Consider the following 14,521-nt stretch of genomic DNA (forward strand, 5'->3'; position numbering starts at 1 on the left):
AGGGACCATGCTCACGCTCACCGATCGCGACGCTGCGCATCTGAGCACCGCCTTGAGCGCGCTGCTCGCCCCGCTCGACTACGCCCATGACCGTGCGTGGCGGCGTGCGGTTAACCGCTCGCTCAAGCCGCTCTTCCGCGCCGATCAGGTCTCATTCATGGTGCCTGCCAACGGGAAGCCGGACTTCTTTTCCGAGGACTACGATGAGGTGACCGCTCAGACGTACCCCGAGGAGATCGCTCCGGTCGCATCTCGGTACGCCTTCTGGTCACGGTGCCGACGTTTCCCCGTGGGGAACCGCTCCATGTTGTGGGGCCGCCACGTCGATGCCTATTTCAAGAGCGCGTACTGGCACGAGTTCGCCAAGCCGCGCCGGGCCTACGACGCGCTCCTCGTCACGGCTTCTCTCGGGCCGGCGGCCTTTAGGGGTTACGAGAACGCCGCGCAGTTCATGTTCCACCACGCATCGCCCCACGCCTCCTCGTTTGGAGACCGCGGCCTCGGCCTCGGACGGCTCCTCCTCCCGGCACTGAAGACAGGCGCGACGGCGTACTTGCACCTGGCCGCGGTCCGCGAGGCGTTTGCCCGGCTCGTGGACGAACTCGACTCCGCACTCCTCCTGTTCGGAAGGGACGGCGAACTGCTGCATCGAAATCGGCGTCTCAACGTCGTGCTCGAACGAGATCGCCAGGGGGTCCTCGTCGAAGCAGCAGCGGCTGCGCTCGTGGCCCGTTGCGCCTGCACACCGTTTGGCAGAGGCTCCGACGCCCTCGGAGAGGCGGCCTGCGTGAGGTCGGTGCGGACGGGCACCTGCACATACACGTTGCGGGCCATCCGAGTGGATGCCGAAGTCACCGGTCATCGCAGCGCGGTGGTCGTCCTGGTAGAGGGAAGAGCTGGGCGCCTGCCAACGCGCGAGGCGATCCAAGAGCGGCACGGCCTGACACGGCAGCAGGCGCGCGTGGCGCTGCTACTGGCCGAGCGGCGGACGAACGAGGAGGTGGCCGAGGCGCTGTGCATCAGCCCCCACACGGCCCACCGCCACACCACCGCCGTCCTCGCCGGGCTCGGGCTGAGCTCCCGGCGCGACGTCCGCGACCACCTTCTTTGTTATTGACCCGCTTTGTCATTGACTCGACCAAGTAGACCCGGCGGATGGCTCAACGTCCTGGACTCAGGCGGAGCTAGTGGCTCAGGCGCGAATAGCCGTCGGCGATCGGCCCCGTAGTCCCCGATCGGGCCCGGATTCGGTACCGTCGACGCCTCCCCACCCCCCTCTCGCACGCCGCTCCCGTAAGCGCTTGCTCCCGTAGGCGTCGCGCCTCGGACCCGGCACGGAACCGTCCTCCACGCCCTCCCACGCGCGATCGGAACGTAGAATAGTCGACCTCACTCGAAAGTCGTGAGTCCCCCGCCACTATAGTCGTGACGAACCTCACCTGTCCTTCCACCGAGTCCGAGACGCCGGCTCCGTCTGCCGCTCTCCAGGGGTCCGCGGGCGGTCTGCCGGCCGCCCATTAACGGCCTGATAGGGCGGCCCGAAATCCGGTTCATCGTCCGGAGACGGTCGAAGTCCCTCCACGGACGAGGCCGTTCGGGTTTCGATGCCCGGGGGGTCTCTCAGGGGGAGGGCGAACGTCGCCCGCCCCCCACCGCCTGCGTGCTCGTTCGCCGCGTCCCCCAATCCGGGGCGGTCCCGGTACGGGCTGGCCCGAGGCGGCCGGTCCCACTCCTCACCCATCAAACCCGAGGGATACCCATGCCCACACGCTCACGATCTCCACCCCAGAGCGATGCCTGCACCGCAGGCTAACCTCCGCCTACACCTAGCGAACGAAGCCCGCTCCCTCACCGGGGGCGGGCTTCGTCCTTTCAACCCGGTGCTGCTTCTACAGCGCCGGGCCTCACACGAAGACCACAGGATCATCATGCACAACGCAGTCAATCTACTCCACGGACTCCGCCCCGCCCATCCCCGCCCCGCACCCGGTTTCGCACCCCGTTACCTCGCCTGCGGCCTTCTCGTCGAGCGACCGACGCTTGTCGAGCGACCGACGCTCGTCGCCGACGGCGGAACGGGCTACGAGCTCCCCGACGCCGACGCGTACGCCCGCCGCCTCGGCGAGGCGGCGGAGGCGTGGCTCGCCCACGCCCGCGCCCGCTCGCGGATGAGGGACGAGACCCTCGTGCGGAAGACGCTCGCGGCGCTCGCCTTCACCATGCGTTTCCGCGCCCACGACTTCGCCGTGCCCTCGAAGCTCGCGGGGACGTCGAAGCACCAGCCCGTGCTCTGGCAGATGGTGAAGGACCACGTCGGATTCGGTACCCCGCTCGACGTCGAGGAGGTGCCTACGGACAACGCCACGGACAACCGCCCCCGGCTCGTCGTCTCCTACGAGGGCGAGGAGCTCGGGGCGGTGCAACCGAAGCACGTCCCGTGGCTGCGGCCGCTCATCCCGTTCGGCGCCGGCATCTACCTCGTCCGCGTGACGGGGCAGGAGCGTGACTTCACGCTCGGGCTGAACTGTTGCTTCTCGCGGGTGGGGAACGCCGTGGCGGCCTTGAACCACGCGCTCGGCACGGACCTCGGAGACGACGGCCACGGCGGCGACGGGGCTTCTCAGACGCCCACAGGAGCCGCTCTCGTCGAGGCCCAACCCCGCCCGGATCACGGTGGGGACGGCGCGGCAGGGGGACTCCGGCTCGTCTCTCCAGGTCTGTGTGTGGCTAAGTCTCAGGCCGCCAGTCTTGCCCATCCCGACGACGTCGTGCTCTTCCGCGCGCTCGACGGGACGGCACAGGCCACGGTGAAGCACGTCGTCCGCCACAGCCCGAGCGGCATCGAATGGGGCTACGACGGCTCCGGACCGGCCGACCTCGCCCGGAGCGTGCTCCTCGCCCACACCGACGAGGCCACGGCGGACCGCGTCTACCAGGACTTCAAAGCAGAGGTCGTGGCGCTCGTGCCAAAGGCCGGTGGCGTGATCCGCGCCGCTGACGTTCGGGCATGGCTCGCCGCACACGGCGGGGACGCCCAGCGGTAGCCCGAGAGGGATAGCGCTCCACCCCGAGCCCCAGCGGCTCGACTCACATACTGACAACCACCGACCGAGAGGCCGGCGCTCCCCTGAGGACTTCCTCGGCGGGGGCGCCGGCCTTTCGGCGTTAATACCGGACTACACACGATGAAAACCAACTCGAAGAACCACACCCTCGACCTCTTCTTCAACACGAATGCCGCTACTCCAGCGGCTGATACGAGCGCGACCACGGGTCCCAACGGGAACCCCTCGACGGACTCGGCCACGCAACCGCCTACGGGTGACGGCCTGCCCGAGGCGGCCCTGCCCGCGCTCGCCGACATCGTCGTCCACCGGACGGAGCCGTTCAAGGTGCCGGGGCTGAAGTCGCTCGTGCTCCCCGTGCCCGTTTTCCGCGTTCAACTCGTCCGCGAGCGGGACCACCTCACGCGGATGGTGCAGAGCCCGGCCGACGCGGCGCGGCTGTGCTCGGAGATGCTCGACGGCTACGACCGGGAGATCTTCCTCGTCCTCGCCTTGAGCACGGCGAACCGCGTCATCGGCGCCCACGTCGCCCACGTCGGGACGGTGGACGCGTCGATTGCAAGCCCGAGGGAGGTGTTCAAGTTCGCGCTGCTCGTGAACGCCCGGAGCGTGATCGTGGCCCACAACCACCCCAGTGGAAACCTGGAACCGTCGAAGGCTGACGTCGCGGTGTCGAAGCAGCTTCAGAAGGCGGGGGAGGCCCTCGGCGTGAGGTTGCTGGACTCGCTCGTCGTCGGCTTCGATGGGCGGTACACGTCGCTCTCTGAGCGGGGGCTCATCTGACGATGTCGCTCTGCCATATCTGGGTGGGGGGTGGACTACGTGGCTCGATGTGTAAGCGCCACACGAGGACGTCCAGAGCGACGCACCGATGTCGCCGCCGGGCACGATCTTGCCACCTCCCACCCCACTGCCACATCCGTCTGGCCCACCGACCATGCACGAACTAGAGGCCATCGCAGCCAACACGCGAGTGCTGATGGAGGAGCTCGGCCGCGAGCACCTCGGCCGCCCGCTCCAGGACCTCGGCTGGTCGTTCCGCTTCGACGGCGCCCGCCGCCGCCTCGGCCTCTGCCTCTGGGAGAAGGGCGGCCGCCCTGTGAAGACGATCTCGCTCTCGCGGCACCTCGCCGCGCGCGAGGGGTGGGCGCTCATGGAGGACGTCGCCCGCCACGAGGTCGCCCACGCCCTCGACTTCGAGACGCGGGGCCGCTCGGCCCACGACCGGGCGTGGAAGGCGTGGGCGCGCCGGTGCGGGGCCGACCCCACGCGGTGCTACGAGGGGGCGCTCGCCGACGACCCGGACTCACCCTACGTCGGCCGCTGCCCGGCCGCCGGCTGCGGCCACGTCCGCCCGTTCTACCGCGCCGTCACGGCGTCGTACTTCTGCCCCCGCTGCGAAGAGGCTCCCGAGAGGACCCGCTCGTACCTCCGCGTGACCGAGCGCTGGTCGGGCCGCGTCCTGCACGAGGGGGGAGGGGACCCGCGCCGGCCCACCCACTCGAAGCGCCCGCCGAAGTACGTCGGCCGGTGCCCCCGGTGCGGGGCCGCGCGAGGGTTCGCCCGCCGCCCTAAGCGCCGCTACGCCTGCGCGGCCTGCTGCCGAGCGTACGCAAGCGGCCGCTTCGACCCGCGCTTCGAGTTGGGGATCGAGCAGTGACGGTGTCGGCACGGCGACCTCGCCGCGGAGCGCCCCGTGATGGTCGACTCGTCCGTTGCGGCGCATGCACACAGCGGCGTCTGTGGCTCTGCCTCCTTCACAACCTGCAGTGAATGGGGCAAGAGGCGCGTCTGCACGCGCGGATCTTTGCCTCCTCCAGTGTCGCATTGCACGCCGCAACGGTCGTCGCGCGCATGAGTCATCACTGAGGGCGCTGTTCGTCCCAACCGTGCTTGAGTGTGTCTAGGCGTCTGCTGCGCTCGGCAGACGCCTAGACGGGTCGTTCGGCTACGACCTCGAGACGGTCGGCAATAACCCCTCGATAGCCACTAAAATGGGGCTTCGAGGGGGTTAGCGCTCGACGGTGAAAGCTCACTCCACGAAGCCAGATCAAGCAAAGTCGATTCAATCTCCGGCCAGGGCCTGGTGAGGTCCAACGTCAGCAGGCGGACTCGGTGCGGGCCCACTCGGTACGTGTGGTCGAATGTGCCCTCAACGACGGGATACAAGAGGACCCCATCGGCTCCGCCGTCCGCTCCGCCGTTCGATTCCAGCGTGCGGAGATAGGCGGTGATCTGGTACAAGTTCGACGCGTCAAACGTCCCATCCTCATGCCATCGACTGAGAGCGGCCCGGTAGTACTTTGCGTCTATCACACAGGTCCAATCCGCACCGCGCAACGTCACATCGGTGCGCATTCCGGGGAGCTGCCCCGGACCCAAGGTCGAGATCGGCTCGGCGATCCAAGCCATCGATTCGGGGCGCGCAGTCAGGTCGGGCCGCTCGCGTTGGTAGAACCGGAGGAGGAACGCCTCGAAGAGCCGGGCCATCTGCGTGTCATCGCGCGCGAAGTCGCGGAAGTGGTATCCCTGTCCATCATCTCGTGGGAATAGATTCTCGTGGGCCAGCGCACACGCGCTCAGCAGGAAGCGGTAGAAGGCGTTGCCGGCATGGAGGCGAACCCGCTTGAACGAGGCGCGCGTGAGGTGGATCTCCCCCACGCCTCCCAGTTCCCGGTATACCCCCCGGAGGTCACGGCGATGCTGATCGCTTAAGGCGTCGACGCGCATCAGGCGGCCGATCGTCGTCCGGAGGATTCGGTTCGTAAGCACGTCGGGCGTGAGCTCGTCGAACGTGCACACGGCCCTCGCCTGAGGCAAGAGCATTCGGCGGACCGACGGCGCGAACGCGACGCGGCCCCGGAGCCGGGACGTGGTTTCGAAGTGCTCCACGTAGCCCCGATCCAGTCCGCGCCGAAGTACGTGCCGGGTGCCTTTGACTAGGATCCGCGCAAGGAGATCGGCGGTCGTACGGTGTTCCAAGCCTCCCACGGCCACAACACGCCCTTCCTCTAAGCGGTCCCACGCGTAGAGCAGCAGATAGTAGAGGTTGAGGACGGGGATGTCCATCAGGCTAGAAGGGCTGCGACGGCTGCCTCGGCCTCGGAGGGACGGTCGAACCAGTACTCACGGAGCAGCGGACCCACTTCGGTTCGTATCACGCGCTCGTACCAGGCCGTGCTGACGTCGTCACCAGCGGAGGGGCAGAAGTAACTGTGCCCGACGCAGAAGCCAGCTCCAAGATCGCCATCCGAAGCGATCTTAGCGTTGAGGGCACGGATGCGATTGGCGATGAGCGAGATGAGCGAGGCGTCCGCTCCCCGCTCCTGGAGGAACTGCTGGAACGGCTCGCGGCCCATGGCTGGCGCCAGCGTGACGAAGGCGAACCTCCGGCGGAGTGCGTAGTCGACCACGGCGAGCGAGCGGTCCGCCGTGTTCATCATCCCGAGGAGGTGGACGTTGTCGGGCACGTAGAATTGCTGCTTCGGCCCTTTCGAGTAGGTCAGGGGAATCGCGAACTCCCGGCCGCGCTTGTCGGGCTCGATCAGCATCATGAGCTCGCCGAAGATCTTCGAGAGGTTGCCCCGATTGACCTCGTCGATGATGAACACGTGGGGCTCCTCAGGCCGCTCTTTGGCCGCCTGGACGAACTCGTAGAACAGGCCGTCTTTGAGTTCGAAGCCACCGGTGTCACCTGGGCGATACCCCTGGACGAAATCCTCGTACGCGTACGACTGGTGGAACTGGACGAAGCGCACCCGCTCGGGGTCACGCACCCCCATGAGCGCCCACGCCAGCCGGCGCGCTAGGAACGTCTTGCCCACACCGGGCGGCCCCTGGAGAATCAGGTTCTTGCGACGCCGCAACAGCTCCACCCATGCTTCCACCTCTGCTGGATCCGCAAACGCTTCGCTCGCTAAGTCAGCAACGGTGTAGGGCTCTGACGTGGGAGACTCTTCTGTGTCCACGACCTCCGCCTCACCTCCTACGTCGAGCAGAGCTACAATCTCTGCATACGCGTCGGGCGAGAGGGAGAACAGGCTACCCTGGTTGTTCTGGATGGGCTCAGCCTCTTCCAGAGCCGGCATCGCCCTAAGGTCCGTCCATGTCGGCCCGTCTGTTACAGCCGCCGTCTTCTCAAACTCAATCGCCTCTCGCCCATCAGCGGTCGCGTGGAGCCCACGCGTCACGCTGCACAGACCGACGATGCGCTTGGCGGGTGTCGACTCATATCCTATCACGAGGTCGCCTGGCTCAACCGATTGGAAGTGTGCGTACTTCTGCCGGTTGTTTCCCGCTTCGTTCTGCGCAGTGTAGAGCTGGGTGTGCCCAACGTCAGCGTCTGCGAGGCTCCACACGGCCGGGCTGAAGTTGAGCCACCAGTGCCGCACGGTGTGCTGGGGCTGCTCGCCGCCCTTGATGCCTACGAGCTCCTTGAGCTCGGCCACCATGTCGGGGTACTTCGAAATGCCGGTCAGCGTCTTCGTTGGAAGTTGGCGTTCCCCAGTACCCCACTCGCCCTTGAGGGTCCAATCTACCCGCCGAACGTGGCAGTATTCCCCCCGCGCGGGCTCGTACTCGTAGTCCGACGTCACGGTCCCAGCGCCGACGATGGCAGATCGCCCTCGTTTCGCGAAGACGAGATCCCCCTTCCGGATCACATGGGCGAACTCCCAACACGCACGGGCATCGTTGGTGGGGGTGGGCCCTGCTGGATCTTTCTCGTGTAACCGAGCCGCCATTTCGGTGGTGCTCGAATAGGAGTGGAGATCGCCAAGGGAGGGCCACCCGATGGCAACTTCGCCCGCTTCGAAGTTCGCCTTCCAGTGCTTGGCCCCGGGCCCCGGTGAGATCAGCCAGACAGAGCGGGTCTTGTCCTCGACCTCTACGTCTTCCGATTCACGGTACGTCTCGTATACCCAGGAAAGGAACTGATCCACTTCGAGGCGGATCGGCCAATCGGTCCGTTGCCCCACGACGTCTCGGTAGAGGGGTATGAGGGTAGCAACAGCTTCACTGAAGGCAACAAACCGTGCACCGAACGATTGGCCCGCGCTCTCATCGTGCGAGATGCCAAGGAAGTCGAGCGCCCACCGGCTCCGTTCATTGAACAGGGAGTATTCATCGGCGAAATACTGCCCCGCCATCTCGCCTAGCGCACTCTCTCCGAGGTACTTCAGACGGACCTCCTCGTCCGTCCGCAGCCGGTCGAGCCGGACGGCCAACGGACCCTCGCCTCGCGCGAAGTACTCGAACGCGCGGCGGTAGTGCTCGATCTCGTGGTTCGGCCGGCCAAACGCGTTCCCTCGCGCGAGGGCCATGCTCTGCATCGAGTGGAGGTGCCGCCCGACTTCCTGGGTGTCTTCCCACTCAAGTGAAGAGAGGTGGTCGGGCTCGAAGAACCGCCTGAAGAAGTCGTGGTACGTCCCGAGTTCGTTCCACTGATCGAACCAAGCGTTAGCGATCGTCGCAAACTCGTGCAGGTGCGCTCTGACATCCTCTTCTAGTTTGCCTACTAGCGAAGAAGCTTCCTGCTCCTCCTGTGCCTCTTCGTCAGGGTCATAGCCCCCGCCTGTAATCCAGATCAGGCTCTGGACGTCGATCATCGTGCGCACGCCATAGTCTTCCATCGCGTCGCGGAGCTCGTGGGCGAGGGCCCGGACGTGGCCGTAGTCTTCGCCGTTGAGCGTACCGAGCTCGACCGGGGATCCCACGACCTTCAGGAACGACCGCACCTTCTCAGGCTTGATGAAGACCTCCGATTCTGGGTACACGAAGTAGAGGAAGTACGTTGCGAGCGGCCAGTTACGGTGCAGGCCGTGCGCGGGGAGGAACTCGGCGAATGCGCTCACTCGCTCCACCACGTCGCCGTCTCCGTATAAGAGCTCGACAAGAGCTCCACAGGTAGCGGCGCGGACGGCGGGATCGTGGAGCGGTGCGAGGTCGCCCTGCCGGGCCGCTGCCTTGTAGAGAAGGTTGGTAGCCTTCCCGACCTCGATGAACCGGCTCGCCACTTCGTCGGCCTGACCTTCGGCTAGCAGGCGCCTGAGGGAGCCTTCCGCTAAGCGCTCCTTCGCCAGTTGGGACGCGGCCTTCTTGTAGCGTAATTCCTTGGCGACGAACAGATCGTCGTCGACGCCTTCCCACTCCGGAAAGTGCGTGCGGACCTGGGCAACGATAAGCGCGACGGCGTCGGGGATAGTCATGGGGCTGTGGAGTCCATATCAGTCGGGAAGGGAGCGCTCGGTGCGGGATCAGTTGGTGGGACCCGTACGGCCAAGCCGTTGGGTCGTGACGACGTTGGCCATGTCGAGAAGCCGCGGGGAGAGATTCACCAGGCGGACCCGCTCCCGGAAGGCGTCGTCGCCGAGCTCGTCGGCCAAGCGCCCGATGAGCTCGTCGAGAAATGAGCTCGACGCCCGGTTCACCCCCTCGAAGTCGAGCACGAGAGGCCCTTCTAAGTCGGGCAACAGGTTCAGCGCCTTCGTCCGCAGCCGGCGAGCCGGTGCTCGCGTCCCCGTATTGCTCACCTCCTGCCGCACGAGCAGACCGTCCTCCGCCTGTTCTGCTGCAGCCTCGAGGTAGCTCCACCCTGGCTCGCCGATGAAGGTGTCCGCAAGATCTACGGGACGGCGGAGATCGAGACGGAACGAAGCTCCAGTCCCGGGCACCGCCGACGGGAGCACCTCGAACCCCCTGTCCTGCCCGTTCTCCATGCGGAGCACGGCGTCGCCCGTCCAGAGGTCGAAGCCACCCCGGTTGCGCTCGGTGATCTGTCGCGCACCAGCGAGGCCATTGCCTTGTCCCACCGCTGGATCCCGCGTGACGCCGCGCTGTACAGCCTTCTTCAAGGCCTGCCCCGCCGTCTGCTCCCATGGTTCGAGGACGGGCGACAGCGACGCTTGCAGCCCGCGGCCTACATCCACGATCCCCACATCGAGCACGTGCGTCCGTGGGTCGAGACGGGCGCAAACGGCCCCGGGAACGGGGGCTTCGGCGTGGAGCTCGATGTTGTCGATCGTCTCGTTGATGGCCCACTCCAGGGCTGGAACGAACGAACGAGCGTCGGATACCTCCTGCACGACGAGATCGAGGATCGCATTCGTTGCCTCGAACACGTCCGTGCCGTCGGCGATGAAGCGGACAGGTACGAAGAGCGAGCCGTTGGAGCGGACCCCACCCGAGGGGCTCTCGCGCCCCAGCGACTCCATCACGCCTAGCCGGTCGAGAAGAGCTACCTGTTGGCGGTCGCCGTCGAGCGTGACGAGCACGCCGCGCTCGCGGGCCCATCGCCCCCACGTCGCGAGGAGCGCGGCCCCAGCGGTCGGGAGTCCACCGCTGTCGACGCGGATCGTCACGCTCCGTACCTCGGGTGAGAAGACGCCAGCCTCAACCATCGATCGGACGACGTCGGCGGCGTGGGCGGCAGACGGAAAACGGACGAGGGCCATAAAGATGCGGTTTGATTCAGGTGGTAGCGGCGTGGGAGACGAGCGCGCCCAAGGGACCGCCAGCGGCTCGGCAGGCTTCAGCATCACCAACTACGTGGAGACCGGCCCGCGCACGGGTGACGGCGACGTTGAGCAGGGCCTCGGTGGTAGCGGCCCAGCGCCGCGTTCCGTCACGCATTCCCTCCGAAACCACCGGCGAGAACACGATCACGTCGCGCTCGTCGCCTTGAAACGTGTGAGCGGTGCCCGTGCCGACGCGCTCGCGGAAGCTGTCGTACCACGGTGCCTCTCGAATCCGGCGCTTGATCCGATCGGACTGCGCACGGAACGGAGTGACGACACCGACGGTGGCCTCGGCCCCCAGCGTTTCGAGGAGCAGCCGGACGTGTTCGAGCACAGCGTCGAGCTCGGGCTCGTTGTAGGCGCTCCGCGCGGCCTGAGGTACGCGCCCCCGTACGTCATGCCAGAAAACGCCCTGCTGGGCAGTAGGAACGATTTGGGCGAGCCTGCCGAGGTCTGTCCGGACCTTGAGCTGTCCTCCGTAGAACTGCCGGTTGGAGAACGCGATGATCGAGGGGTGGCTGCGGTAGTGCTCGTCGAGAAACAGGGGCTCGCCGCGTCCTGCGTCACGGTTCGCGCGCGCCGTCGCGTCGAAGAGCGAGTGGCGGACGTACGACCAGGCAGGGAGCAGGGCGGAGGAAGAGGCGAGCCCAGCCTCTTGCTTCACGTCGATGCCGGGGATGTGGCGGAGCTGGTTGGGGTCTCCGATGACAGCCGCACGGCGCGCGCGGTACAGCAGGGGCACCGCGGAGGCGAGATCGCACTGACTCGCCTCGTCGATCACGACGAGGTCGAAGAGCGACGGCCGGAGCGGGAGAGCATTCTTGACCGATAGTGCAGTCGTGATCCAGATGGGGAAGCAGGCAGCGAGCCGCTCCTGTGCAGCGCTGAACACGTCAAGCGACCGTGCGAAGGCGGCCCCCTTCCCGCTCACGCCCTCTCGCGCTCGCTGATAGGCACGGAGGGCCGCCCGGGCTTCGTCAGCGTTGTCGTAGAGGCGGCGGGCCCAGACGGCGCGGCAGAGTCGGGTGGTGGCGTCCGCCAGTTCCGTCTTCAGCGCCGCTCGCTCCTCCTCGGGCGTGTCAGCGCGAGAAAGCGCACCGCGGAGGGCCTCCTTTGCCTTCTGAGCTTCGGCTCGCGCCCCGAGCCATCCATGGTACGCAATGGACAGGCGGAGGGCTCGGATGATGGGCGCGTACCCATCCTCCTGCATCACGTCGAGCGATACGTTTTCGCGTACCTCCGCCGGCGCGGCGGCGAGTGCCGCGTCGAGCCCATCGGTGAGCTCGCGGCGGACGGCCGAGCCCCGGAACAGCCGCCGGAGCCAACGGACCAAGCCGAGCGGGGTCTCGCCGCCATATGCGCGAGCCTCTTCGAGGAGGTCGCGGAGCGTACGCAGGTCCAGCGGAGGTCTCGCATCGGCCGGTGTGGCCGACCGCCAAAGCTCCGGCACCGGCTCAGCGGCACTGCGCTCCGCCACCGTCGCCTCCCGGACGTCACTTTCGAGGCGGTCAAGACGGGCCAGCTTGGCTTTCACGCCCTGCACGGCGGCCCGCGCCTCCTCGTCATCGCCTGGTGGGCCGGTCTCTTCGAGCCGCGCGAGGCGTTCGAGAAGCTCGGGGGCGAGAGCGTCCATCGCTTCCTTGTTACCGAGGCGCAGGCTGAAATCATAGGGCTCGCCGAGCGCCTCGCGGAGCCTCTCCCGGACGACATCGATGGCCTGGTTGTTCTTGCTCGCAAAGAGGACCGGGCGTGCCTCGAGGATGGCCGTCGCGAGAAGGTCGATGACGACCTGCGATTTCCCTGTTCCGGGGGGGCCGGTGATGACCGTCAGCGGCTGGCGTAGGGCGGCCTCCGCCGCCTGCTCTTGGGATGGGTTGAGTGGGCGGATCTCGGCCGGGTCAATACCCTCTCCGGGTGTAGCCGCTTCTCCCATTAGGACGCCGAGGGCCGTCCCCCGCGTCCCTGCCTGGACCGAATCGTACCGTTTGAGGGCAGAGAGCTCCTGCCGGAGATTGTACGTGAACGGCCCCCGGGCGTCACGTAGGAATACCGGCGTCCGGACCCATCGGACGCCTGTATCGCTCGGGAACGGCTCCAACTGAGGGCTCGCTGCATCCTCGAACGGGGAGTCGTCGAAGTAGGCGAGGGCAGCCTTCAGCCGCGCGGCAAACGTCGCGAACTCGTCGCCCTCCAACTCAGCCTGGATGTGATCGCGTTCCTCGTCGGTGTAGCCAGTGAGGAGGTAGCGGTTAAGGAGAAGGTCGCCGGTACGATGGACACGGTAGACTGGCGCGCCTCCCCTATCGCCGAGATCTTCGACCGAGACGGGAAGCACGAAGAGCGGCGCGAGTCGGCCGCGGCCGTCGAAGCGGAGCGGGTACCCGTAGTAGCCGGTGTCGGGGCCTGACGGGCCCGCGGCCCCCTTGGCGAGGTACGCGCGCTCGGATGCCGTCGTAGGAGCGAGGCGCTCTGCGTCAGCTCCAGGATGCAGCAGGGGTTCCGTGCCCGACCACGGGGCAACGAAGCTCTTGCCTCGATCCTGCGTGCGGAGCTGGAGCGCACGGCGGTCCTCCGCCTCGATGCAATCGAGGTAGAAGGCAGCCAGGCGGCCTGAGAACGCGCCGATGTCTTTCCGATCGGTGCTCATGAAGGCTTGGCTTCGAAGGCAGACCTGAGGTGGCGGAGTTCGTCGGCGCTTGTCCGGTCGATGATCTCTGCTTCGTACAACTCACGGATGAACTCCTCGTCGTCGAAGTCCTCCCATGTCATGTCGTAGAAGTGGACAGCCAGTTCGATCCGTTCCAGCACCTCAGCCGGGTCCGGGAAAGAGATCTTGGAAACGATGTGCCGTGCCCTCCTCTCGGCCATCTTGGCGAGGTCGTCGGGCCGATCTCGAAACAGACCGAAGTCTGCTGGCGGATTGTCCTGCAGAAGTCGCGTTGCTTCTTTCACGAGGACGCGCTCGGCTTCGTCAATGGAGTGCATTACGTCACTGGCCATCTCGGATACGAGCGATGGAATCTGCTTCCGCAAGCGTTCTACCTCGTCGAGGATGGCCTGCTTGTCCTTCGTTGCGAAGACCCGCTTCTTGCGGGAGGCGAGGTACGTAGTCCACTTCTCCCGAAGCGCGTCCACCTCGCGCTTGAACGCCCGGAACGACTCAAGCACGTCACTATCGAAGACCCTCATCCGCGTTCGGAGCAAGTCGCCGAGCTGCTCGCTCACCCCCAACGGAATGTCTGTGGGCAGCGAGACGGTCCGTTCACCGAACGCCCCACCCTTCAGCGTGATCTCCACAAACTGCAGCCGGTTGGTGTAGACGTTGAGTCGGCGCGTCAGGTCGGGGTCACGTGGTGGATTCCGCTCCAGCGCTTCCTTGGCGTCCACTAAGCGCTGCTCGTCGACGGGAGCGACGCCTGACACAGGCGCGTCCACCTCGGCCGCGTTGCGGAGCGCCTGGGGGTTCGAGAGCGCCGTATCAAGGCGTGCCTCGGCCTCTTGTTCTTCCGCCTCGGAGCGAGGAGGAAAGAAGGCGCGGACAAGTCGGGCGGTGCTCAAGGGGTCGAGGCGGACAGCGTCGAGGCCCTCTCCGTCGGCCACGAACATCCGGCTTCGTGCGAAGTGGAGGTAGCCCTCACCGTCGGCGACGACAAGGCCGATGGCATTACCAAGCAATTGACGGACTTCCGCTCCCGCGCCGCGCAGCAGATCGACCGTGCGGAGCGAGCCCATACCGAAGCGCTCCGTCTCCTCAGAGGGATCCAAGACGACGCGCACGTCGGCACCTCGGTGGGCCGCCTCTGCAAGGGCATGCGCGCGGGGCTCGTCGAGTCCAGGGGCCACAATGCGGATCTCGTCAGCACTATCGATGAGGTCGATAAGTGTCCGGTGGTCCGCGGCGAAGACGAGGGAGCGTTCGGATTTCGGATCTTGCATCGACGA

At 66.6% G+C, this 14,521-nt stretch carries 9 protein-coding genes; 4 read left to right on the forward strand and 5 right to left on the reverse strand.

Annotation, left to right across the window (positions count from 1 at the left end; translation table 11 throughout):
• Positions 1-7 precede the first annotated feature (7 nt).
• The 4 genes from ABJF88_11200 (at position 8) to ABJF88_11215 (ending at position 4,725) form a co-directional block, all read left to right on the forward strand.
• Entirely contained in the window at positions 8-1,117 is a 1,110-nt protein-coding gene (locus ABJF88_11200; protein MEP0547490.1) for a helix-turn-helix transcriptional regulator, read from the forward strand.
• A gap of 1,180 nt (positions 1,118-2,297) precedes the next feature.
• Complete coding sequence (locus tag ABJF88_11205; GenBank protein ID MEP0547491.1) at positions 2,298-3,044, forward strand: DUF6166 domain-containing protein; 747 nt, start codon at positions 2,298-2,300, stop codon at positions 3,042-3,044.
• A gap of 141 nt (positions 3,045-3,185) precedes the next feature.
• Positions 3,186-3,848: a JAB domain-containing protein gene (locus tag ABJF88_11210; GenBank protein MEP0547492.1), complete on the forward strand. Its 663-nt coding sequence runs from the start codon at positions 3,186-3,188 to the stop codon at positions 3,846-3,848.
• A gap of 154 nt (positions 3,849-4,002) precedes the next feature.
• Entirely contained in the window at positions 4,003-4,725 is a 723-nt protein-coding gene (locus ABJF88_11215; protein ID MEP0547493.1) for a SprT-like domain-containing protein, read from the forward strand.
• Between the two features lie 329 nt (positions 4,726-5,054).
• On the opposite strand, the gene ABJF88_11220 is transcribed toward ABJF88_11215, so the two are convergent.
• From ABJF88_11220 to ABJF88_11240, 5 genes are read right to left on the reverse strand one after another with little or no spacing between them, the layout of a single operon-like run.
• Positions 5,055-6,134 carry a hypothetical protein gene (locus tag ABJF88_11220; GenBank protein ID MEP0547494.1) on the reverse strand — a complete coding sequence of 360 codons (1,080 nt, stop codon included), beginning with the start codon at positions 6,132-6,134 and terminating at the stop codon, positions 5,055-5,057.
• Positions 6,134-9,271 carry an AAA family ATPase gene (locus ABJF88_11225; protein ID MEP0547495.1) on the reverse strand — a complete coding sequence of 1,046 codons (3,138 nt, stop codon included), beginning with the start codon at positions 9,269-9,271 and terminating at the stop codon, positions 6,134-6,136. Before ABJF88_11225 ends, ABJF88_11220 begins: the two co-directional genes overlap by 1 nt.
• Before the next feature lie 48 nt (positions 9,272-9,319).
• Positions 9,320-10,516 carry an STAS-like domain-containing protein gene (locus ABJF88_11230; GenBank protein MEP0547496.1) on the reverse strand — a complete coding sequence of 399 codons (1,197 nt, stop codon included), beginning with the start codon at positions 10,514-10,516 and terminating at the stop codon, positions 9,320-9,322.
• 16 nt (positions 10,517-10,532) lie between these two features.
• On the reverse strand, positions 10,533-13,226 hold the full coding sequence (locus tag ABJF88_11235) for an AAA domain-containing protein (GenBank protein ID MEP0547497.1): 2,694 nt from the start codon (positions 13,224-13,226) through the stop codon (positions 10,533-10,535).
• A complete protein-coding gene (locus ABJF88_11240; GenBank protein ID MEP0547498.1) occupies positions 13,223-14,515 on the reverse strand; it encodes a hypothetical protein in 1,293 nt (430 codons plus the stop codon). Before ABJF88_11240 ends, ABJF88_11235 begins: the two co-directional genes overlap by 4 nt.
• Positions 14,516-14,521 lie beyond the last annotated feature (6 nt).

It is taken from the genome of Rhodothermales bacterium (genome assembly GCA_039944855.1).
In the GTDB taxonomy this organism is placed as follows: Bacteria; Bacteroidota; Rhodothermia; order Rhodothermales; family JANQRZ01; genus JBBSMX01.